This is a genomic window from Pseudomonas sp. zjy_15 (assembly GCF_043101865.1).
Taxonomy (GTDB): domain Bacteria; phylum Pseudomonadota; class Gammaproteobacteria; order Pseudomonadales; family Pseudomonadaceae; genus Aquipseudomonas; species Aquipseudomonas putida_Y.
Genome location: NZ_JBICII010000016.1, coordinates 100,342 through 121,708, shown reverse-complemented (window position 1 = coordinate 121,708; position 21,367 = coordinate 100,342). Strand labels below are relative to the sequence as shown.

The following is a 21,367-nucleotide window of genomic DNA, read 5'->3' as shown; positions in this document are numbered from 1 at the left end:
ATGCAGGTAGGGGTTTTGTCTTTATGGGCCAAAAAATCTGGCCTTGCTCGAATCCCGGGAGCAGGCAGCTTCGTAGATGGCACCGGCGTTACCGGTGTTCGCGGGTAAACCCGCTCCTACAAATCATGAAATGTGCGTCATTTATACCTGAAGCATGACAGCGTAGTGCTACGCTCGCGGAAATACTCAGCACGGATACTTACCATGGAAATGAACTGGCATCAGGCCCTGCAAGAGAGCCTAAGCTGGCTGGCAATTGCCTCGTTCATCACCCTTGTCAGCTTCACTGCAGCCGCGACTCTGGCTGTGCGTTGTACACGCTGGGGCAGCCAGTTCTGGCAGCTTGCGGGACCCTATTTCAGTTTCAGGCGCAGTTGGCGGCCGTTGCTGGTATTCGCCCTGCTGCTGGTCCTGACGCTGTTTTCGGTTCGCCTCAACGTGCTGTTCTCGTTTTGGTACAACGGCTTCTACAGCGCCTTGCAGGGCCTTGACCAGACGGCGTTCTGGTACCTGCTCGGCGTTTTCGCGGTGCTGGCCACCATCCATGTGCTGCGCTCGCTGTTCACCTTCTATGTCAGTCAGGCGTTCAGTATCAAGTGGCGGGTCTGGCTGACCGAGCGCCTGACCCACGACTGGATGCAGGGCGATGCCTATTACCGTGGCCAGTTCCTTGCCGAGCCAGTGGACAACCCTGACCAGCGTATCGAACTGGACGTCAACGCTTTCGTCACCAACTCGGTCACCCTTGCCTTGGGCGCAGTCAGTGCGCTGGTTTCACTGGTGGCGTTCACCGGCATCCTCTGGGGGCTGTCGGCACCGTTGACGGTGGCCGGCGTGGAGATCCCTCGGGCGATGGTGTTTGCCGTGTACCTGTATGTCATCGCCGCCACCTGGGTCGCCTTCCGCCTCGGGCGCCCGCTGATCCGGCTTAACTTCCTCAACGAGAAACTCACCGCCAACTTCCGTTACACGTTGATGCGTCTGCGTGAGAACGCCGAGAACATTGCCTTCTACCAAGGTTCGCAAGTCGAGCGGGGCACGTTGCTGGGCCGCTTTGCTTCCTTGATCGTGAATGTCTGGGCATTGGTGTACCGGAACCTGAAGCTCAGTGGCTTCAACCTGGGTGTCAGTCAGGTTGCCGTTGTGTTTCCGTTCATTCTTCAGGCGCCGCGCTTCTTCAGTGGGGCGATCAAGCTGGGCGATGTCATGCAAACTTCCCAGGCCTTTGGGCAGGTGCAGGATTCTCTGTCGTTCTTCCGTGAGTCGTACGATGCGTTTGCGCAGTACCGTGCAACCCTTGACCGTCTCACCGGCTTTCTGGATGCCAACCAGCAGGCAAGTGCGTTGCCGCGCGTCGCTACCGAAGACCAGGCGCATGCGCTGCAGATCGCGGGCTTGCAGGTGCTACGCCCGGATGGGCATGCCCTTATCGCCGACCTGGACCTGAGCCTGCACGCCGGTCAGGCGTTGTTGATCAAAGGGCCGTCAGGCAGTGGTAAAACCACGCTGCTGCGTGCCCTGGCGGGCCTTTGGCCGTATGCCGAAGGCAAGGTCAGGCGGCCTACGGGCCATCAGGCATTGTTCCTGTCGCAACGCCCGTACCTGCCGCTGGGTGACTTGCGTACCGTCATTGCCTACCCGGCAGCCAGCAACCCCAAGGATGAACTGCTCATGCAGCAGGCATTGCGCCAAGTCAACCTGGCCCACCTCGCCGAGCGTCTGGACGTCAGCTGCGACTGGTCACACATCCTCTCGGTGGGCGAGCAGCAGCGCCTGGCGTTCGCCCGGGTGCTGTTCAACCGGCCACAGGTGGTGTTCCTCGACGAGTCCACCTCGGCGATGGATGAAGGGCTCGAGCATGCCTTGTATGCGTTGCTGCGTTCGGAAATGCCGAGTGCATTGCTGGTCAGTGTCGGCCACCGCAGCACGCTGGCGGCGTTCCATACCCACCGGCTTGAGGTGGATGGGCATGGCGGTTGGTCGTTGCTGGAGCAGGAGGCTGCGCTGGCCTAGTTCGGCTTGAGTTCCGGGAGCCCCTCACCAGAGCAGCGCATCTCGTGCCTAGCACTGTCATGTGTGAGGGGGCGGTCGAGCATCACGATGTTTTTCAATAATTCCAGAATCCTGCAACCCAGCGGAACCCTTCACCGTCGACCGCTACCCGCCCTACAGAAGGGAAGGGCAAGTGTGTCGCGACGAACAGCTCGCCACTGGTTGCGGCATCGTGTAGCAGCGCCATCCTCACCCGCACTGATTCCTCAGGGTCGTGTTCGAAGCCGTTGTGCCAATCCGGGTGATCAAAGGCTACCGGGAACAATGCGTCGCCGGCGAAGGTCAGCTGCTCTTCGTTCGAGTTGATGTACACCACGCAGTGCCCCGGTGTATGACCGCCGGTAAGGCTGGCGACGACACCGGGGGCCACTTCATGGTGCAGCTCAAAGGTGCGGATCCTGTCGCCGTAGGCTTGCATGAACGCTTTTGCCGTGGACCGCAGTACATCTGGTACCGGTTGAGGCATGTCCGTTTGCGAAAAGTCCGGTGCAGCCCAGAAGTCTACTTCTGTCGCGGTGACATGGATCTTCACGTCCGCACGCAAGCGGTTCTTCACCTCCTCCACCAGCAGGCCGCCGATGTGATCCATGTGCATGTGGGTGATGATGATATCGGTGATCGACTCCAGCGCGATGCCGGCCGCCGCCAGCCGCTTCGGGAACAGTCCGGCCCGCGGGAACCCAGGGAACTGCCCACCCAGCCCGGCATCCACCAGGATGACCTGCTCGCCGCTGCGCACCAGCAATACATTCAGCGCCCAGTCGAAGGTTTCCGGCCCCAGGAACATGTCCTTGAACCAGGCCGCGCGGGCGGCTGGGTCGGCGTTGGTCGACATGGTTTCGGTGGGCAGGGGCAGTACACCGTCACTCACCACCAGCACCTCGATGTCACCGACTTTCACGGCATAGCGCGAGGGCACCAGTTCTTCGGTCTCGGTCGGGACGACATTGTTCATTGGCATTGTCATGGTCGTTCTCCTGCTGGATGGGAAGGTCGTGCGGGGCTCAAGCCACTGGAATCGACGGGTCGGCGGAAGCCAGGGCGGTAGCGCGCTCGGCTGCCGGCGGGTAGATCCACACGGTGTTGATCTGGGTCTTGAGCTCCTTGGCTTCGCCTTTCACCAGTTTCAACTGGCGGTCCCAGCCCTCGCTGTATACGGCGCCCCAGGCGCCTAGGTCCAGGCAGGTCACGTACTTGGGCTGACGGTAAGTCGTGGGTGCCACCCCCAGCAGATCGGCGGCTGCGTTATTGCCGGCATGGCGACCGAGGCTGATGGCATGCTGGCAGGACATCACCGCGAAATTGCCGATCTCGTCAGTGGCTGCATAAGCCACATCGCCTGCAGCAAAGACATGGTCCAGGCCGTGCACCTTGAGGTTGCCGTCCACATGCAGGCGCCCCTGGTGGTCACGGGTACCGGTCAGTTGTTCGGTCAGCGGGCTGGCGCGCATGCCGGCGGTCCAGACCACGGTCTGGCTTTCGATATGTCGGCCATCAGCCAGCGTTACGCCATTGGCATCCACCGCGGTTACGGTGGCCCCGACAATCCATTCGATACCCAGTTCATCCGAGGCTTCAATGATCGAAGGTCTGATACCCTCACCCAGGGCGGCCCCGATGCGCTCGCCACGGTCGACAAGGACCACCCGGATCTCCGCGTCTTCGCCCAGAGCCGCACGCAGGCGTGCAGGCATCTCGGTAGCGGTTTCGATACCGGTGAAGCCGCCGCCGGATATCACCACGGTATTGCGGGCGCTGCTTGCGGGGCGTTTGCCCAGCGCCATCAGGTGCTGCTCCAGGCGCGCTGCTGATTCGATCTGATCGACGTCGAAGCTATATTGGCTCAGGCCAGGCACGGGTGGGCGGGCCAGCAGGCTGCCACTTGCCAGAATCAGGCGGTCGTAGGCCAATTGCGCCTGTTGGCCGGCTTCGTCGCGATAGCTGACGCGGCGGGCCAGCTCGTCGATGCTTTCGGCGCAGCCCTTGATGAAGCGTACGTCGACAGCATCGAAGAGCGCCTGGAGCGGGGCGAACATGCTATGCACGTCGGCCTCATAGAAACGCGGGCGGATACGCAGTTCAGCCTGTGGCGCCAGCACGGTGATTTGCACGTCTTGCCGACCATGCATGTCGAGCAGGCGCGCGGCGCTCAGGGCGCTCCACAATCCGGCGAATCCTGCGCCAATAACCAGAAGTTGCTGTTTCATGATCGTGCTCCTGTGTTGAACGGGTAAGGGTTCTTAACTTCGGCCCTGGCGGGACGCTGTAGGTCGATGTTATGCAGGGGCAGGGACGCGCACACTTCTCCATGGGTGTGCAGTGGATTACGCATGGGGCGTAAGCAGCTATACGATCGTATCGAAGGGACTGTTCAGTGGTGCAGGGCGGTCTCGATGCAGTCCAGCAGTTGCTGGGCTTCGAATGGTTTTGGCAGACAGCTGACTACGCCTGCCATGCCCGGGGTGATGCGTGAGCGTTGGCCCGGGTGGGCGCTGATGAAGATCACCGGAATGTCGAACCCACGTACCTGTAGTTGCGTCAACAGCTCGACGCCACACATGCCGGGCATCTGGATGTCGGAGATCAGGCAGCCTGCCTGGCCCGGGCCATCAGAGGCAAGGAAATCAATGCCGCTGGCAAAGGTGCGGGTACGGTAGCCGGTGGCGCGCAACAGGCCGTCGAGCGCATCGCGCAGGGACTCGTCGTCGTCGACAACGGCAATCAGAGTTGCGGTGGGCTGCTTCATGCGCGGTCTGCTCCTGGCGGCCTGTGCCATTGTTTCAAGATACCCGGTCGCGCAAGTGGCAGAAGTATACCTAGGTATAGCTGGGCTATACCTGCGTCTGGTATTGCCGGTTTCCGGTGGCCAAACCTGTGAACCTTGCCCAACAATAGGCTAGATTTTCAACCTGCCAACAGCACGCGGCGTCACGGCTGAAGGAGCGCAAATGGCCTTACAGAGCACACACGGCCCGAATGAGCCGGTGGTGTATATCGTTGATGACGACGAGTCCATGCGCCTGGCACTCGACGGGTTGTTCCGTTCGGTGGGCTTGCAGGTGCAAAGCTTTGCTTCCACCCAGGAATTTGTTGCCTTCCCCCGCAAGGCTGTGCCCGGTTGCCTGGTGCTCGATGTGCGTCTGCGTGGCGAAAGTGGCCTGGCGTTCCAGGCACAGATGGAGCAGGGAGGGGTGCACATTCCGGTGGTATTCATCACAGGGCATGGTGATATCGCCATGTCGGTCAAAGCGATGAAGGCTGGCGCGGTAGACTTTCTGACCAAACCGTTCCGTGACCAGGACATGCTCGACGCGGTGGCCAGTGCCCTGGCTCGCGACCGCGAGCGTCTGGCAGGTGAACAGGCCGGCGGGGCATTGCGCAGCGCTTTCCAGACGCTAACGTCCAGGGAGCGGCAGGTGCTGGCCTTCGTTATCGCCGGCCTGATGAACAAGCAGATCGCTGCTGAGTTGAACCTCAGCGAGGTCACCGTGAAAGTGCATCGTGGGCAGATGATGAAGAAACTCGGCGCTCGCTCGGTCGCCGACTTGGTGCGCATGGCCGAGGCGCTGGGTGTCGAGCCGTTGCGTCGCATGGTCTGACACAGCTCGCATTGTTCCAACTTGACGAAGGGGCCCGGACCCATGCCAGGTAGACAGCAAGTCCTGTGGAACGATGGTGATCGCCTGTTTTGCCGGCTACGGCGCCCGGACGGCACCCGCGTGCTGCTGATGCAGCCGGCCAATGAGCAGCCTACGCCCGCCACCGTCGACCGCTTGGCACATGAGTATGGTCTACGCGATGAGCTTGAGGATAGCTGGGCGCTGCAGCCCCAGGCCTTGGAGCGCTTCAATGGCAAGCCGCGCCTGGTGCTGAGCGACCCGGGCGGCCAACCGTTGTCGGCCTTGCTGATGTCACCGCTGGACATCGAAACCTGCCTTGAGCTGGCTGTGGCAATTAGCGTTGCCTTGGGCCGCCTGCACTTGGCCGGGTTGGTGCATAAGGACCTCAAACCCCACCACATCCTGGTCGACTGCGACGATGGCAAGGTCCGCCTTACCGGTTTCGGCCTGGCGTCACGCTTGCCCCGCGAGCGGCAAGCGCCCGAACCGCCGGAGACCATCGCCGGTACCTTGGCATACATGGCGCCTGAGCAGACAGGACGGATGAACCGCTCCGTAGACTCACGCAGTGACCTCTACGCGCTGGGGGTGGGCCTGTACCAGATGCTCACTGGTTCGCTGCCCTTCAATGCCACAGAACCTATGGAGTGGGTGCACTGCCACATTGCTCGCAAACCACTGCCACCCAGCGAGCGCGTTGCCACCGTGCCGCCGCTGCTGTCCCGACTGGTGATGAAACTCCTGGCCAAGACCGCTGAAGATCGCTACCAGAGTGCTGCCGGCCTTGAGCAAGACCTGCGCCGGTGCCTTGCCGAGTGGCGACAAAACCGGAGCATCAAGGCCTTCAGCCTGGATGAACAAGGCGCCCCCGACCGCCTGTTGATCCCGGAAAAGCTATACGGTCGCGAACGCGAAGTGCAGATTCTCGAAGATGCCTTCGCTCGCATGGTGCGCAGCAGCGTGCCGGAGCTGGTGCTGGTCTCCGGTTATTCGGGGATCGGCAAATCCTCGGTGGTCAATGAGTTGCACAAGGTACTGGTACCACCGCGAGGACTGTTCGCAAGTGGCAAGTTCGACCAGTACAAGCGCGATATCCCGTATTCCACCCTGGTGCAGGCGTTTCAGGGGCTGGTGCGCACGTTGCTTGGGAAAAGCAGCGAGGTGCTGGCCGGATGGCGTACGGCATTGCTGGCGGCGTGTGGGCCCCACGCACGGCTGATGACCGACCTGATTCCGGAGCTGCGGCTGATCATCGGCGAGCCTGCGCCAGTGCCGGTGCTTGATCCGCAGCAGGCGCAACGGCGGTTTTTGCTGGTATTGCGACGCTTCATCTCGGTGTTTGCCCGCGCCGAGCACCCGCTGGCGCTTTTTCTGGACGACCTGCAGTGGCTGGACGCGGCGACCCTCGACCTGCTCGAAGACCTGCTTACGCACCCGGAACTGCGCTATCTGATGGTGGTGGGCGCCTACCGCGACAACGAGGTGGATGCCCACCACCCATTGACCGCCAGGCTCCAGGCGATTCGCCAGGCAGGCGCCCCTGTGCATGAGGTTCGCCTTGCGCCCCTGGCACGCCCGCATATCGAACAGCTGATCGCCGAGTCACTGCACTGCCCGGCCCCGAGCGTGATGGGCCTGGCCCAGCTGGTGCAGGACAAGACTGCCGGCAACCCGTTTTTTGTCATCCAGTTTCTCCAGGCGCTGGCCGAGGAGTCGCTCCTGGCCTACGACCACGCAGCCCGGCGCTGGCGTTGGGATTCGCAGCGTATCCATGCCAAGGGTTACACCGACAATGTCGTCGACCTGATGGTTGGCAAGCTCGCCCGACTGCCGTTGGCAACCCGTCAGGCACTTCAGCACCTGGCCTGTCTGGGGAACGTGGCGCATACGCAGACGCTTGCCCTGGTGCTCGATCTGCCGATGGAGCGTGTACAGGCGGTTTTATGGGCGGCAATCCGGCTGGAGCTGGTCGCCCACCATGACGGCACCTGCGCGTTCGTTCATGACCGCATCCATGAAGCCGCCTACTCGCTGATCGCCGAACAAGACCGCGCTGCCATGCACCTGCGTATCGGTCGCCTGCTGGCCAACCAAGTGCCGGCCCAGCACCGCGAGGAAGCCATTTTCGAGATCGTCGGGCAGCTCAACCGCGGTGCGACGCTGATCGATGCCCCTGGCGAACGCAAGCAGTTGGCCGAACTCAACCTGCTTGCCGGGCGCCGGGCCAAGGCCGCATCGGCCTACGGATCGGCCTTGGCCTACCTGAGCGTGGGCGAGCAATTACTGGAGGGGCCGTGTGCCGCTTATCCGCATGAATTGAGCTTTGCCCTGGCGCTGAACCGGGCTGAATGCGAGTTTCTCACCGGCCAGCTCGGGTGCGCGGACGCGCGCCTGATCGGCCTGGCTCGGCGCGCCAGGACCACAGCCGAAGGCGTTGCGGTAGCGTGCTTGCATATGGATGTTTGCCTGATGCTCGACCGCAGCGATCGCGCGGTGGCGGTTTGCCTCGCCTGGCTGCGGCAGGTGGGCATCCACTGGGTCGCGCGGCCGAGCGATGACGAGGTACGTGGTGAATATGACCAGATCGCGTTGCGGGTAGGCGCGCGTAGCATCGAGCAGTTGATTGACCTGCCGCTGATGGAGGACGCGACCTCCCTGGCCACCCTGGATGTCTTGTGCAAGCTGTTCGCCCCGGCTGTGCAAACCAATGCCAACCTGGCCTGCCTGACCATATGCAAGGCTGTAAGTTTGAGCCTCGAGCATGGCAACTGTGATGCTTCGTGCATGCTCTACGCCAATATCGGGCGGGTGTCCCGGCGCTATGGCGACTACCAGACCGGTTACCGATTCGGGCGTCTTGCTTGCGAGCTGGTCGAGCGGCGCGGCCTGCAACGCTTTGAAGCCAGTACTTTCCTGTGTTTCTCGATGTTCGTGGTGCGCTGGACGCGGCCGGTCAGCGAGTGTCGCGAGTTGCTGCGCCGGGCCTTCGTCGCGGCCAACCGGGTTGGTGACCTGCCGTATGCCGCTTATGTAGGCAATGGGCTGATATCCGATCAGTTGTTCACTGGTGAACCGCTGGGCAGCATGCAACCGGAGGCCGAGCAAGGATTGGCCTACGCAGAAAAAGTGCATTTCGGGCTGGTGATCGACTTCATGAACACGCAGCTGGCGCTGATCCGCACGCTGCGCGGGCAAACGCCGGTGTTTGGAAGTCTGAACGACGAGCACTTCAATGAAGCGCGCTTCGAGCAGCACCTGGACGCTGCTCCGGACCTTGCCTTGGCGGCCGGCAAATACTGGGTGCGCAAACTGCAGGCGCGCTACCTGGCAGGCGACTATGCGGCGGCCGAAGCCTGTGCGGCGCGGGCCAAGGCGCTTAAATGGGTGATCACCTCGTTTTTCGAGGAGGCGGAGTACCACTTCTTTGCCGCACTGACGCTGGCGGCCGGGCAGAGCGTTGATGATGTCACGTTGCAGGCGTTGGCCGAGCACCATCACGAGCTGCAGACCTGGGCCCGGCAGTGCGCAGAAACCTTCGCCAGTCGGCAGGTGCTGCTGGAGGCCGAAATCGCGCGCTTGCAGGGGCACGTGGTCGACGCCGAGCACCTCTATGAGCAGGCCATCCAGCTCGCGCGTGACAGCGGCTTTGTGCATGTCGAGGCGCTTGCAAACGAATTGGCATCGCGCTTCTACGGCAGCCGCGGGCTTGCCCGGATTGCCCGCGTCTACCTTCGAGATGCGCGTTATGGCTACCTGCGCTGGGGTGCCGATGGCAAGGTGCGCCAGTTGGACAGCCGTCATCGTTATCTGCGCAGCATCGAGCCAGAGCCAGGCCCCACGGTTACCATCGCCACCCCGGTCGAGCACCTGGACCTCGCGACGGTGCTCAAGGTGTCCCGCGCCGTGTCGGGCGAAGTCGATCTGCAGAAACTGATCACCCAAGTGCTGCGCACGGCGATCGAGCAAGCCGGTGCCGAGCGGGGCGTGTTGGTCCGCGCCCGGGGGAGCGAGCCGCATATTGTCGCGCAGGCAAGTGTGGGGCAGGGTGAAGTGATGATTTGCAACGAACCGGTGAGCAGTACGCTGCTGGCCGAGTCCGTGCTTTACCAGGTACTGCGCACCGGGGAAAGTCTGTGCCTGGACGACGCCATGGGTGACGCTGCGTTCATGGCTGACGACTATATCCGCCGATGCTCGGCTCGGTCGCTGCTATGCCTGCCGCTTAGCAATCAGGCGCGACTGGTTGGGGCGCTGTACCTGGAGAACAATCTCAGTGCCGGCGTGTTCGACCCCGCGCGTATCGCGGTGTTGCGGCTGGTCGCGTCACAGGCCGCCATCTCGCTTGAGAACGCCAGGCTGTATCACGAGGTAGCGGAACGGGAGGCCAAGAATCGCCAGGTACAGGCCGAACTGGCGCATGCCAACCGTGTCGCTACCATGGGCCAGTTGGCCGCTTCGATCGCCCATGAAGTCAATCAGCCGATCGCTGCCACGGTCACCAATGCCAATGCCGCCATCCGCTGGTTGAGCGCAAAGCCACCGGCGCTGGATGAAGTAGGCCTGGGGCTGGGACGGATCATCAAGGACGCCAACCGCGCGGCGCAGGTGCTGGGCCGTATTCGTGAGTTGATCCGCAAAGCCCCGCCGCAGAAGCAGGCGGTGGGCGTCAACGCAGTGGTGCTGGAGATGGTCGACTTTACCCGTGGCGAGGCCGTGAGGGCGAGGGCACAGGTGCATACCGCCCTTGCCGAGGGCTTGCCGCAGGTGCTGATCGACCGCGTGGAGTTGCAGCAGGTACTGCTGAACCTGATCCTCAACGCGCTGGAGGCGATGCTGGAGGTTGAAGGTGCCCGTGAGCTGCAAATAAGCACGGCCCTCGACCAGGAGGGGGTGCGGGTAACCGTGGCGGACAGCGGGCCCGGATTCGTAGCGGAAAACGTAGAGCAGGTTTTCGAGCCTTTTTACACCACCAAGGCGACCGGCCTGGGCATGGGGCTGTCGATATGCCGCTCGATCATCGACAGCCACGGCGGCCGCTTCTGGGCCAGCCCCAAGCAGAGTCCTGGCGCCCAGGTGCAGTTCTCCTTGCCGGCGCTTCTGGTTGATTCAGGTCAATAGTTATCAAGCTGTCAGTTGCATGTTTCTTACAGTTCGTATCAGCTAGATGGCAAAGAGAACCTAAGCGTGACGAGCGACTTATCAGCATGCTGATACAGCGACGACCGCTCATGTCCACCTAAGCCCGTTACAGTCGAGCTGTGCGCACAGGGGAGTCTCATTGAAAACGCCAGTGGTCGACGCAGTCGTTGAGCAAACACCAATCCCTGCGCATTCTGTGGCCTGGCACACCCTGCCAGCCGAGCAGGTGACAAACCTGCTCGAGGTCAATGCGCATGTCGGACTGGAGGTTGCCGAGGTTCAAGCCCGTCTTGACCGCGCTGGTTTCAATCGCCTGCCAGAGGCAGCAAGGCGCCCGGCCTGGTTTCGATTCTTGCTGCAATTTCACAACATCCTGATTTACGTGCTTTTAGGATCCGCTGCGATTACCGCGATGCTGCAACATCTGTGGGATACGGTCGTGATCCTGGCGGTGGTAATTGCAAACGCAATCATTGGCTACGTTCAGGAAGGCAAAGCAGAAAAGGCGATGGATGCTATCCGGCAGATGCTGGCACCGCGCGCCGCAGTGATTCGCGCAGGCGAACGCTTGAGTATTGCGGGTGAGGAACTGGTACCGGGCGATATCGTATTGCTGGAGGCGGGAGACAAAGTCCCTGCTGATTTACGCTTGCTGCACGCGAACAGGCTTCACATTCAGGAAGCCATTCTTACCGGTGAATCCGTACCCGTAGAAAAGCATACCCAATCAGTGCCCCTTGACGCAGCCTTGGGTGATCGTACGTGCATGGCGTTCAGCGGTACGCTCGTGACTTGCGGACAGGCAACAGGCGTTGTAGTGGCTACCGCAGCAGCAGCCGAGATCGGGCGTATCAGCTCTCTGCTTGCAGGTGTAGAAACGCTGACCACCCCGCTGGTGCAGCAAATGAACGTGTTTGCCCGCTGGCTGACGATCCTGATTCTGTTAGTTGGCGGCTTATTGCTCGTGTTCGGCCATTATGTCGGGCACTACGCCTTCACCGAAATCTTCATGGTCGTGGTGGGGATGTCGGTAGCGGCGATACCTGAAGGGCTACCTGCCGTTCTTACCATTACGCTGGCCGTCGGAGTTCGGGCAATGGCCCGACGCAACGCTATCGTGCGCCGTCTGCCTACCATCGAAACGCTAGGCTCGGTCTCCGTCATCTGCACTGACAAAACCGGCACACTGACCCGCAACGAAATGATGGTGGCAACGGTCGTCACGAACGATCTGGTCTTCACGGTCGATGGCGCTGGTTATCAGCCTGTGGGAAGCATCAGTCTTGCTGATCGGTCAATTGACCTGTCGTCTCACCCCGCGCTGTCGGACCTGGGACGAGCAGCAGGTCTTTGCAATGATGCCGTACTGCGTCTGCATGACGATGTATGGACGGTGGAAGGTGATCCGATGGAGGGGGCCTTGCTGGCATTCTCCGGAAAAACCGGAATCGATCGAGATGAAGATCGTCGGGCTTGGCCTCGCACTGATGCCATACCGTTTGACGCTAAACACCGCTTCATGGCGACACTGCATCACAACCATGATGGACAAGCTTTTATCTACGTGAAAGGTGCGCCAGAGCAGCTACTGGCCATGTGCACGCATCAGCTTGCAAGCACTCGCGAGACTGAACCGCTCAATGTGGACTACTGGCACGCAAAGGCGAACGCCATTGCTGCCAAGGGGCAGCGTGTATTGGCGTTTGCAGTAAGGCCGGTTCGGACCGAGCACACCGTGTTGGCGTTCGGGGACGTGCAAGGAAAGTTGACGTTGCTGGGCATGGTCGGTCTGATTGATCCACCTAGACCCGAGACGTTAGAGGCGGTTCAGCAATGCCAAAAAGCGGGCATTGCCGTAAAAATGATCACTGGCGATCATGACGGTACCGCCGCCGCTATCGGTCGCCAGATAGGCCTGCAAAATCCCGACAAGGTGCTGACTGGCGTGGACCTGGACGCCATGAACGATGCCGCCCTCAAGGAGGCGGTAAAGGGCATCAACATTTTTGCTCGCACCAGCCCCGAACATAAGCTCAGGTTGGTAATGCTGCTGCAATCGAATGGCATGACAGTGGCCATGACCGGCGATGGCGTTAACGACGCACCGGCGCTAAAGCGTGCCGACGCCGGTATAGCCATGGGTGGAAAAGGCAGTGAGGCCGCCAAGGAGGCCGCAGACCTGGTGTTGGCCGATGACAACTTCGCCTCCATCGTCGCTGCAGTACGCGAAGGCCGAACAGTCTATGACAACATCAAGAAAGTGTTGAGCTGGACGCTGCCTACCAACGCAGGCGAGACCATGACCATCATTGTCGCGCTGCTCCTCGGCATTACGCTGCCGGTGACGCCGATACAGATTCTGTGGATCAACCTGATAACCGCAGTGACCCTCGGCATCGCGCTCGCGTTCGAGCCCACCGAAGAAAACACCATGCTCAGACTGCCCCGTTCACGTAAGGAACCACTCATAAGCGGAGCCCTGGTCTGGCATATGGTGCTTGTTTCCATTCTTTTCCTCTGTGGTGTTTATGGCATTTTTTCGTATGCACTCGACCGTGGCTACTCTGTTGAGTTGGCCCGCACCCTCGCGGTGAACACGTTAGTCGTGATGGAAATATTCCACCTGTTCTTCATTCGTAACCTCTACAGCACATCGCTTACCTGGAAGGGTATTCGCGGCACCAAGGTCGTGTGGATGACCGTCATGGTGATTACCTTCGCTCAGTTCGCCATCACGTATGCGCCACCGCTGCAAAAGGTATTTGCAACGGAGGCAATCCCCTTCCTTGATGGCCTGCTGATCATCGGGGTTGGCGTTGCGCTATTTGCGGTTATCGAGATAGAAAAACAGATTCGAATCCGCTTGTCCGAGTAGAACGGGTTGAATGCTGGCGGCACCCGGAACGACAAGCACCTTCATGACCTGAAAGAGGATTTGGAACATGCACAAAATACTGGTTGCGGTCGATGGTTCCGAGCATTCGGAACGCGCCGTGCGTTACCTTATTGGGCTTATCCAGGAGGGTGGGTTGCTGGGCGGCAATGTTGAGGTACATCTGTTGAATGTACAGCCACTTTTACCCACTCGAATCGCAAATGGCATGAGCGAGGATGAGCGTGATCGCTACTATGGGGATAGAAGTGCCGAGGATTTACGAAAGGCTGACGTGCTTCTGAAGCAAGAAGGGATTGCATTCGCACTCCATACCCTGCAAGGCGATGCAGCCAGTCAAATTGTGGCGTGTGCGCATTTCCTTGGATGTGACAGCATCATCCTGGGTTCGCATGGCAATGGTTTTTTGGCAGGGATTTTTCTGGGTTCTGTCGCGGCAAAGGTGATTCAGCTCTCGGATTTACCCATCACCTTGGTCAAATAAGAGATTGTGAATGGTGAGCCACCTGCGATTTTATCTCGTGATTATCGCTGGGCTTTGACGCTCGATCGGGCTTTTCTCCAGGAACTGCGAAGACCTCGGTCGAAGGCTTGGCGCAAGGGGGTAAAGTGCACCGCGATGGCAGAATCGTAAGTGTGCCACTGGCCTACAAGGTGCGCAGGATAGACTTCGGCGACGGCGAGAAAGGTGCCATGGCTATTCCTTGGGGTGATGTGTCCACCGCTTACCACACCACTGGAATTCCCAATATCGAAGTATTCATTCCGGGCTCACCAAGCATGATCACCAACGCCAAACGCGCTAACTATTCCGGCCGCTGCTGAGATTAGCCAGGGTGCAAAGGTTGATAAAGGCGCGTATCGCCAAAACGCTGAAAGGCCCTGGCATTGATGTAGCCAATAGCGTCGTCGAGGGAGCGGTAGGTACGCACCGGTAGCAAAGGCCCGAAGATTTCTTCGTGCATGACCCGTGCATCGTTACCAGCCCCCACGATCAGCACCGGAGCCAGTGTCCGCGGTCGCTCTGCCGCGCGCTCTGGTGTCACACCAGTCTCGATCACCTTGGCGCCCCTGGTACGGGCGTCTTCGACCAGCGACTGCAACCGCGTGTAGTGCCTGTCGCTGACGATGGAGGTGTAGTCCGGGCTGGTCGGGCCTTGCGGATAACTACGGGCGACAGCCGCGCGGTACTGGGAGATGAACTCATCCAGGTCATCCTCATGGACCAGCGCGTAGTCCGGTGCCACGCAGGTCTGGCCGGCGTTGGCCAGTTTGCCGAAGACGATGCTGTCGAGGGTGTTGCGTCCGGCATGCCCAGGGGCCACGACCACAGGGCTTTTGCCGCCCAGTTCAAGGGTCAGCGGCACAAGGTTGTCACTCGCCGCCCGCATCACCATCCGGCCAACCTGGGTACTGCCGGTGAACAACAGGTGGTCGAAGGGTAAAGCGCTGAAGCTTGCGCCTATCTCAGGGCCGCCGAGTATCACCGCCACCTCTTCGACGGTAAAACTGCCCGCCAGAATGCGCTGAATCAGCTCACTGGTACGTGGCGTCAGTTCGGAGGGCTTGATCATCACCCGATTGCCAGCCGCCAGTGCGGTGGCCAGGGGGATGAAGGTCAACGCTATTGGGTAGTTCCACGGCGCCATGACGCCGATAACGCCTTTGGGCTGGTACTCCACATGCGCGCGGCCAGTGCGGTGAAACGCCGCGACGTGACGACGCTCGGGTTTCATGAAGCGGCGTAGGTGCCGCAACAAGTAATCGATGGACTGGACCACGCCAAGCAGTTCCATGATGTCTGTCTCATGCCTTGAGCGGTTGCCGAAATCGGCGCTGATCGCTTCTTCCACGTCGCGGCGATGGGCAAGCACCGCCGCGCGCAACTTGATCAAGTTGGCTTTGCGTCGCTCAACGCTGGGTGGCCCGTCATTGAGAAACGCACTCCGCTGCTGTTCCAGCATGGTTGCGGCGTCGATATCTGGGATGGATGTTGCGGCGACAGTCATCTTGCACCTCTCAAGGTCATTGCGATGTAGACACTGTAAACTTGATTTCCGCCGATCATAGGAAGACAATGTGTTCACTGTCAACATGAGGGGAGCAGCCGTATGTCATCCGATGAAATTTGCGAAGCAAAGCCCTACCACCATGGCGATTTGCGTCGCACCATCATCGACACTGCTTTGGCCACCCTGAAAGAACAGCGAGGCTGGCAATTCACCCTGCGCGAAATAGCCCGGCGAGCCGAAGTGAGCCACTCGGCTCCATATCGGCATTTTCCGGACAAGGGGGCGCTGCTCCACGAGTTGGCGCTACTGGGCTTCGAGCGATTGAATGCGGCGATGCAAGACGCGATGGGGCCCGCGATGTCAGCACCAGAGCGCTTGCGGGCGATGGCCTACGCCTACCTGGCGTTTGGCGAGGAGAATCCGGATTTGTACCGGTTGATGTTTTCGACACAGGCGGGAGACCCCGCGCAGATCCATGTCGACCCCCGGGCCCAGGCACCGTTCTCCCTGGTGATCGAGGTGCTGGAGCGGGGTCAGGAGGAGGGTACTATTCGCGCCCGTTCTGCCTTGGGACAGGCTACCGCAAGCTGGGCGCACCTTCACGGGTTGACCCTGCTTTCGATCGATAGCCGGTTGGTGCCGGCGAAGGTCGGCGACCATGCCATCGAGGATGCCTTGACGACCTTGCTTGACGGTTTGGTCAGTGATCAGACGACTCGATGACCTGCGACTCTACAGAGAACTGCTCGCCCGTATGAAGGCGATGCTTGGCCCAACCACCTAGGATCAGGTACTCAGGCATGACCAAACGCATCCTGCACGTCGTTACCAACGTTGCCCATTACAGCGACCCAAGTCATCCCACGGGGTTGTGGTTGAGTGAGCTGACGCATGCCTGGCATGTGTTCGCTGGCAGAGGTTACGAACAGCACTTGGTGAGCCCGCAGGGTGGAAAATCCCCACTCGAGCCGCGTTCGCTCAAGTGGCCATTGCTCGATGGCACGGCCAAAGCCTGGTTGAACGACCCGGCGGCAATGGCACGTCTTGGCAACACCTCAAGTCCGCAAGCGTTAGTGTCATCAGACTTCGACGCCATCTATTTCACCGGTGGCCATGCGGTGATGTGGGACTTCCCTGAAGACGAGGGTTTGCAGCGGCTGACCCGCGAGATCTACGAGCAGGGTGGCGTCGTTTCTTCGGTTTGCCATGGGTATTGCGGGCTGCTCAATACTCGGCTGTCTGATGGCCGTCTCCTGGTAGAGGGGCGTCGTCTGACGGGCTATGCCTGGATCGAAGAAGTGCTGGCGGGCGTTGCGAGCAAGGTCCCATACAATGCCGAGCAAGAAATGAAGCGCCGTGGGGCGCGCTACGAGAAAGCACTCTTGCCATTCACTTCCCATGTGGTCGTCGATGGCCGCTTGGTGACAGGCCAGAACCCACAATCTGCCAAAGCAACTGCCGAGCAGGTAGCTGCACTGCTCCAGCGGAAGGCTGCGTGAGATCCCTCGCTTAACGAGAGGCGCGACGTCTTCGCCATAGAGTGGTACGGCTGACACTTCGGTGATTCGGCACAGGCCGCTGTAGGAGCGGGTTCACCCGCGAAAGGGCCAGGCCTGCCGGCAATTTCCACCAGCCGTTCACTGTTGCCGCCGCCACCCCATGCGGGTAAACCCGCTCCTTGCCGGCGACCGCGCACGCCTTTCAGATGTTGAGCAAGACAGTTGCTCTCACAGCGGGGCGGGTAAGCCTCGCGATGCCAAAGATCACGGTTCAGCAAAGTTCAGTTACAAACATGTAAACTTCGTAAATAAGATTTACTCGCATTTGCGATTCTCTATATTTACCAACCCTGTTGGCCGCCAGACTGAGTGTGCGGGGCCGGTGGGCGAGGGCTCCCGGTTTCCGACAGGGATGTGCCTTTTCGCTCATGAATCGCAGGAGATGTACCCATGCAGTGCAGAACTTCACCCAACAGCCTGGCCCTGGCGTTCGTCGCGCTTGCGTCGCCGTCCATGCTGGCGACCGCGGCAGAGTCCGAGGAGCGACGTGCGGGTGAGGTACTGGAAGTGCCCGTCGCCGACAACGCACTGGTGATCCAGGACACCCTGATCACCGCCGAGCGCGAGGCGCGACAGGCCCTGGGCACGTCGATCATCACCGCCGAAGACATCAAACGCCACCCGCCGGCCAATGACCTTTCCGACATCATCCGCCGCGAGCCCGGGGTTAACCTGACCGGCAACAGTGCCAGTGGCGCACGCGGAAACAACCGCCAGATCGACCTGCGCGGCATGGGCCCGGAAAACACGCTGATCCTCATCGACGGCAAGCCATCCAGCGCGCGCAACGCCGTGCGCTATGGCTGGAACGGTGACCGTGATACTCGGGGTGAAACCAACTGGGTGCCGGCCGAAGCGGTCGAGCGCATCGAGATCTTGCGTGGCCCGGCCGCCGCACGCTACGGCTCCGGCGCCATGGGCGGGGTGGTCAACATCATCACCAAGCGCCCTTCCGACGAGTTGAAAGGCAGCGTCAGCCTGTACACGCAGCTGCCCGAAGACAGCGCAGAAGGCGCCAGCCGCCGAGCCAACTTCAACCTCGGTGGCGGCCTGACCGATAACCTGGGTTTCCGCCTGTACGGTGGCCTGGCCAAGACTGACGCCGACGATCTGGACATCAACGCCGGGCATGCCACCAGCGCCCTGGTAGCGGGGCGGGAGGGGGTGCGCAACAAGGACATCAACGGCCTGCTGAGCTGGAAACTGAACGACGAGCACCGCCTGGAAGCCAGTGCCGGCTACAGCCGTCAGGGCAACATTTTTGCCGGTGATACCATGAACAGCAACGGCGGCGGTGACGTCGACTTCGTCTCCAGCCTCTACGGCCACGAAACCAACGTGATGCAGCGCAGTACTTACGACCTGACCCACCTCGGTGATTTCACCTGGGGTACCAGCAAGACCACGCTGGCCTACGAGTACGTGCGCAACTGGCGCCTGAACGAGGGCCTGGCAGGCCGCACCGAAGGTGCCCCCAACGACGAAGGTGGGGCCATGTCACGTTTGCGCAACACACGTCTGAGCAGTGAAGTGAACCTGCCGTTCGCCATGGGCAGCACAGAACATGTGCTTACCGTGGGTGGCGAGTACCTGTACGAAGCCCTCAACGACCAAGGTTCGTTGCGCCCGCAAAGCTCCGACCCCACCAACAATGACGGCCTTGTCGGCTTCGATCGCAGCAGCTCGAAGATGACCGCACGCAGCTATGCGCTGTTTGTCGAAGACAACATCATCGTTGGCGACACCACCCTTACGCCGGGCCTGCGTTTCGACCACCACGAAACCTTCGGTGACAACTTCAGCCCCAGCCTGAACCTGTCGCACAAGCTGACCGAAGCGCTGTCGGTAAAAGGCGGCATCGCCCGTGCCTACAAGGTTCCGAACCTGTACCAGTCCAACCCCAACTACCTGCTGTACAGCCGCGGTAACGGCTGCAGTGTGCAACAGACCAACAACGGTGGCTGCTACCTGCAGGGCAACGCCGACCTCAAGCCAGAGATCAGCGTCAACAAGGAAATCGGCCTGTTGTACGACCGTGGCACCTGGCGCACCAGTGCCACCTACTTCCGCAACGACTACAAGAACAAGATCATCGGTGATACCGATGTGCTTTACACCATCGGTACCGGCAGCCGCGTGACGCAGTGGGACAACGCCGGCAAAGCGCGGGTGGAAGGTGTCGAAGGCAACTTCTTCATCGAGTTGACTCCGACCCTGGACTGGAACACCAACCTGACCTGGATGCTCGACAACGATAATCGTGAAACGGGTGAGCCGCTCTCGGTGATCCCGGAATACACCGTCAACACCAGCCTCGACTGGCGCGCCACCGAGCAGCTGTCATTCCAGCTGGCAGGTACCTACTTCGGCAAGCAGAAATCACCGACCTACAACTACCGCACCCAGCAGGACTACGACAAGACCGCCCAGCAGGACGTCGAGGCCTATGGCCTGGTGGACGTGAGCGCCGGGTACAGGTTCAATGCCAATTACGATGTGCGTGTAGGTGTGAACAACGTGTTCGACAAGCAGATCCTGCGTGGCGGCAATGCCAGCAGCTCGGGGGCAAACACGTATAACCAGCCGGGCAGGGCGGTGTTTGCTGCGCTGAATATCAGCTTCTGATCCCATGGGCCGCCATGCGGCCCAATCGCCGGTAAATCAGGTCGCGGATGGCAGACGTCATTGTTGCAGCCAAAAGCCCCGCATCGTGCTAAACCATGCACCCCAGCCCGCTGCGAGAAATGCCTGGTGAAAGCCGTCCGCCTGACCCTGATCTGCCATGCCCTGACCCAGGCCCAGAAGACCGGGCGCCTGCACCATTCTGACGATGGCATCCTGCCGCTAGAGCAAGAGTCAGGCGCCGACCGTTCAGGCGCGCAGTTACTGAGTGCGCCAGAGCGGCGGGCCTGCGAGACGGCGGCGTGGTTAACGGGGGCGGTACAGATCGAGCCGGGATTGGCCGATTGTGATCTCGGGCGTTGGCAGGGTTTGTCGCTGAAGCAGCTGCAAGCCGAGCAACCGCAGGCGTTGGCAGAATGGCTGCAGGATCCGGCCAGTGCCGTGCATGGTGGCGAGTCGTTCGCTGCGCTATGCCAGCGCCTGGCCGCCTGGCTGGCGGCCTTCGACAGGCCGGGTGACTGGCTGGCGGTGACTCACCCGATGGTCATACGCGCCATGCTGGTAGAGGTGCTCGGGTGTCCGATGAGTGCCGGGCAGCGTATCGACGTGCTGCCCTTGTCACGCCTGGAACTGAGCTTTACGGGGCAGTGGCGGTTGCGCCTGGGCTAAGGCTCAGAACGCCAGCTTGTAACCGATCAGCAGCAGCATGGCTGCCAGGCAAGGGCGCAGCACGCGGTCGGAGATTCGCCCGGTGAGGTGGCTACCCAGATAGATGCCTGGCAGCGAGCCCAGCAGCAAGTAGCCCAGCAGCGACCAATCCATGTTGCCCATGCCGGCGTGGCCCAGGCCTGCGACCAAGGTCAGTGGCACGGCGTGGGCAATTTCGGTACCGACCAGGCGACGGGTGACCAGGAACGGGTACAGCAGGAACAGCGCCACCGTACCCAGGGCGCCGGCCCCGATGGAGGTGAGGGTGACCATTACCCCAAGCACAACGCCGGTCAGCACTGTGAGGGTGTTCAGGCTGCGGTCGCTGAGGTGGTAGTGATCACCGGCATGGCGGCTGGCGAAGGCCTGCAGGCGCGATTTGAACAGGATGGCCAGCGCGGTCAGGATCAGCACCACCGCCAGGCCTTGCTTGATGATGGCGTTGAGCGCCGAGGTGTCGGCGTGCAGGGTGCTGAGGAACCACAGGGTCAGCGCCGCTGCGGGCACGCTGCCCATGCTGAGCAGGCCGGTGATCTTCCAGTCGATGTTCTTGTTGCGTGCGTGGACCCAGACGCCACTGGCCTTGGTGATGGCTGCATACAGCAGGTCGGTGCCGACAGCGGTCGCTGGGTGGATGCCGAACCATAACAGGATCGGGGTCATCAGCGAGCCGCCACCGACGCCGGTCATACCGACGATGAAGCCCACGAACAGGCCAGCAATGGTGAAACCGAAAGAACCTACATCCATACGCTACTCGAC

Annotated in this window: 15 protein-coding genes; 10 read left to right on the top strand and 5 right to left on the bottom strand. The window is 60.9% G+C overall.

Annotation, left to right across the window (positions count from 1 at the left end; all coding sequences use genetic code 11):
- Positions 1-204: 204 nt before the first annotated feature.
- The gene (locus ACF8EF_RS02165) at positions 205-2,013 is read left to right on the top strand and encodes an ABC transporter ATP-binding protein/permease (RefSeq protein ID WP_176683983.1); all 1,809 of its coding nucleotides are present in this window, start codon (positions 205-207) and stop codon (positions 2,011-2,013) included.
- A gap of 94 nt (positions 2,014-2,107) precedes the next feature.
- Here ACF8EF_RS02165 and ACF8EF_RS02160 read toward each other — a convergent pair whose 3' ends face one another.
- The 3 genes from ACF8EF_RS02160 to ACF8EF_RS02150 all read right to left on the bottom strand — a co-directional run bounded on the left by ACF8EF_RS02160 (position 2,108) and on the right by ACF8EF_RS02150 (position 4,798).
- Positions 2,108-3,019: an MBL fold metallo-hydrolase gene (locus tag ACF8EF_RS02160; protein WP_176683982.1), complete on the bottom strand. Its 912-nt coding sequence runs from the start codon at positions 3,017-3,019 to the stop codon at positions 2,108-2,110.
- A 37-nt stretch (positions 3,020-3,056) separates the two neighbouring features.
- The gene (locus ACF8EF_RS02155) at positions 3,057-4,259 is read right to left on the bottom strand and encodes an NAD(P)/FAD-dependent oxidoreductase (protein ID WP_176683981.1); all 1,203 of its coding nucleotides are present in this window, start codon (positions 4,257-4,259) and stop codon (positions 3,057-3,059) included.
- Positions 4,260-4,423: 164 nt separating this feature from the next.
- Positions 4,424-4,798, bottom strand: a complete 375-nt coding sequence (locus tag ACF8EF_RS02150) for a response regulator transcription factor (RefSeq protein ID WP_176683980.1) — start codon at positions 4,796-4,798, stop codon at positions 4,424-4,426.
- Positions 4,799-5,000: 202 nt separating this feature from the next.
- Here ACF8EF_RS02150 and ACF8EF_RS02145 point away from each other — a divergent pair, with 202 nt between their 5' ends.
- The 5 genes from ACF8EF_RS02145 to ACF8EF_RS02125 all read left to right on the top strand — a co-directional run bounded on the left by ACF8EF_RS02145 (position 5,001) and on the right by ACF8EF_RS02125 (position 14,529).
- Positions 5,001-5,651, top strand: coding sequence for a response regulator transcription factor (locus tag ACF8EF_RS02145; RefSeq protein WP_176683979.1), 651 nt, complete (start codon positions 5,001-5,003; stop codon positions 5,649-5,651).
- A gap of 42 nt (positions 5,652-5,693) precedes the next feature.
- Positions 5,694-10,790: an AAA family ATPase gene (locus ACF8EF_RS02140; protein WP_392460397.1), complete on the top strand. Its 5,097-nt coding sequence runs from the start codon at positions 5,694-5,696 to the stop codon at positions 10,788-10,790.
- 160 nt (positions 10,791-10,950) lie between these two features.
- Complete coding sequence (locus ACF8EF_RS02135) at positions 10,951-13,686, top strand: cation-transporting P-type ATPase (RefSeq protein ID WP_392460396.1); 2,736 nt, start codon at positions 10,951-10,953, stop codon at positions 13,684-13,686.
- A 67-nt stretch (positions 13,687-13,753) separates the two neighbouring features.
- Entirely contained in the window at positions 13,754-14,188 is a 435-nt protein-coding gene (locus ACF8EF_RS02130) for a universal stress protein (RefSeq protein WP_392460395.1), read from the top strand.
- Between the two features lie 152 nt (positions 14,189-14,340).
- Positions 14,341-14,529 (top strand): hypothetical protein, encoded by a 189-nt coding sequence (locus ACF8EF_RS02125; RefSeq protein ID WP_218115671.1) that lies wholly within the window; start codon positions 14,341-14,343, stop codon positions 14,527-14,529.
- Positions 14,530-14,531: 2 nt separating this feature from the next.
- Here ACF8EF_RS02125 and ACF8EF_RS02120 read toward each other — a convergent pair whose 3' ends face one another.
- Positions 14,532-15,713 carry an aldehyde dehydrogenase family protein gene (locus tag ACF8EF_RS02120; RefSeq protein WP_392528992.1) on the bottom strand — a complete coding sequence of 394 codons (1,182 nt, stop codon included), beginning with the start codon at positions 15,711-15,713 and terminating at the stop codon, positions 14,532-14,534.
- Between the two features lie 102 nt (positions 15,714-15,815).
- On the opposite strand from ACF8EF_RS02120, the gene ACF8EF_RS02115 reads away from it, so the two are divergent.
- The 4 genes from ACF8EF_RS02115 (at position 15,816) to ACF8EF_RS02100 (ending at position 20,566) form a co-directional block, all read left to right on the top strand.
- Entirely contained in the window at positions 15,816-16,439 is a 624-nt protein-coding gene (locus tag ACF8EF_RS02115; protein ID WP_176683973.1) for a TetR/AcrR family transcriptional regulator, read from the top strand.
- Positions 16,440-16,516: 77 nt separating this feature from the next.
- The gene (locus ACF8EF_RS02110) at positions 16,517-17,215 is read left to right on the top strand and encodes a type 1 glutamine amidotransferase domain-containing protein (protein WP_176683972.1); all 699 of its coding nucleotides are present in this window, start codon (positions 16,517-16,519) and stop codon (positions 17,213-17,215) included.
- A 450-nt stretch (positions 17,216-17,665) separates the two neighbouring features.
- Positions 17,666-19,900, top strand: a complete 2,235-nt coding sequence (locus ACF8EF_RS02105) for a TonB-dependent siderophore receptor (protein ID WP_392460393.1) — start codon at positions 17,666-17,668, stop codon at positions 19,898-19,900.
- Between the two features lie 126 nt (positions 19,901-20,026).
- Entirely contained in the window at positions 20,027-20,566 is a 540-nt protein-coding gene (locus ACF8EF_RS02100) for a histidine phosphatase family protein (protein ID WP_392460392.1), read from the top strand.
- A gap of 3 nt (positions 20,567-20,569) precedes the next feature.
- Here ACF8EF_RS02100 and ACF8EF_RS02095 read toward each other — a convergent pair whose 3' ends face one another.
- On the bottom strand, positions 20,570-21,355 hold the full coding sequence (locus ACF8EF_RS02095) for a sulfite exporter TauE/SafE family protein (RefSeq protein ID WP_176683969.1): 786 nt from the start codon (positions 21,353-21,355) through the stop codon (positions 20,570-20,572).
- Positions 21,356-21,367 lie beyond the last annotated feature (12 nt).

Excerpts from the sequence above, each read along its gene's own strand:
- ACF8EF_RS02165 (WP_176683983.1), top strand. The coding sequence starts at position 205 with ATGGAAATGAACTGGCATCAGGCCCTGCAAGAGAGCCTAAGCTGGCTG.
- ACF8EF_RS02160 (WP_176683982.1), bottom strand. The coding sequence starts at position 3,019 with ATGACAATGCCAATGAACAATGTCGTCCCGACCGAGACCGAAGAACTG.
- ACF8EF_RS02155 (WP_176683981.1), bottom strand. The coding sequence starts at position 4,259 with ATGAAACAGCAACTTCTGGTTATTGGCGCAGGATTCGCCGGATTGTGG.
- ACF8EF_RS02150 (WP_176683980.1), bottom strand. The coding sequence starts at position 4,798 with ATGAAGCAGCCCACCGCAACTCTGATTGCCGTTGTCGACGACGACGAG.
- ACF8EF_RS02145 (WP_176683979.1), top strand. The coding sequence starts at position 5,001 with ATGGCCTTACAGAGCACACACGGCCCGAATGAGCCGGTGGTGTATATC.
- ACF8EF_RS02140 (WP_392460397.1), top strand. The coding sequence starts at position 5,694 with ATGCCAGGTAGACAGCAAGTCCTGTGGAACGATGGTGATCGCCTGTTT.
- ACF8EF_RS02130 (WP_392460395.1), top strand. The coding sequence starts at position 13,754 with ATGCACAAAATACTGGTTGCGGTCGATGGTTCCGAGCATTCGGAACGC.
- ACF8EF_RS02120 (WP_392528992.1), bottom strand. The coding sequence starts at position 15,713 with ATGACTGTCGCCGCAACATCCATCCCAGATATCGACGCCGCAACCATG.
- ACF8EF_RS02115 (WP_176683973.1), top strand. The coding sequence starts at position 15,816 with ATGTCATCCGATGAAATTTGCGAAGCAAAGCCCTACCACCATGGCGAT.
- ACF8EF_RS02110 (WP_176683972.1), top strand. The coding sequence starts at position 16,517 with ATGACCAAACGCATCCTGCACGTCGTTACCAACGTTGCCCATTACAGC.
- ACF8EF_RS02105 (WP_392460393.1), top strand. The coding sequence starts at position 17,666 with ATGCAGTGCAGAACTTCACCCAACAGCCTGGCCCTGGCGTTCGTCGCG.
- ACF8EF_RS02095 (WP_176683969.1), bottom strand. The coding sequence starts at position 21,355 with ATGGATGTAGGTTCTTTCGGTTTCACCATTGCTGGCCTGTTCGTGGGC.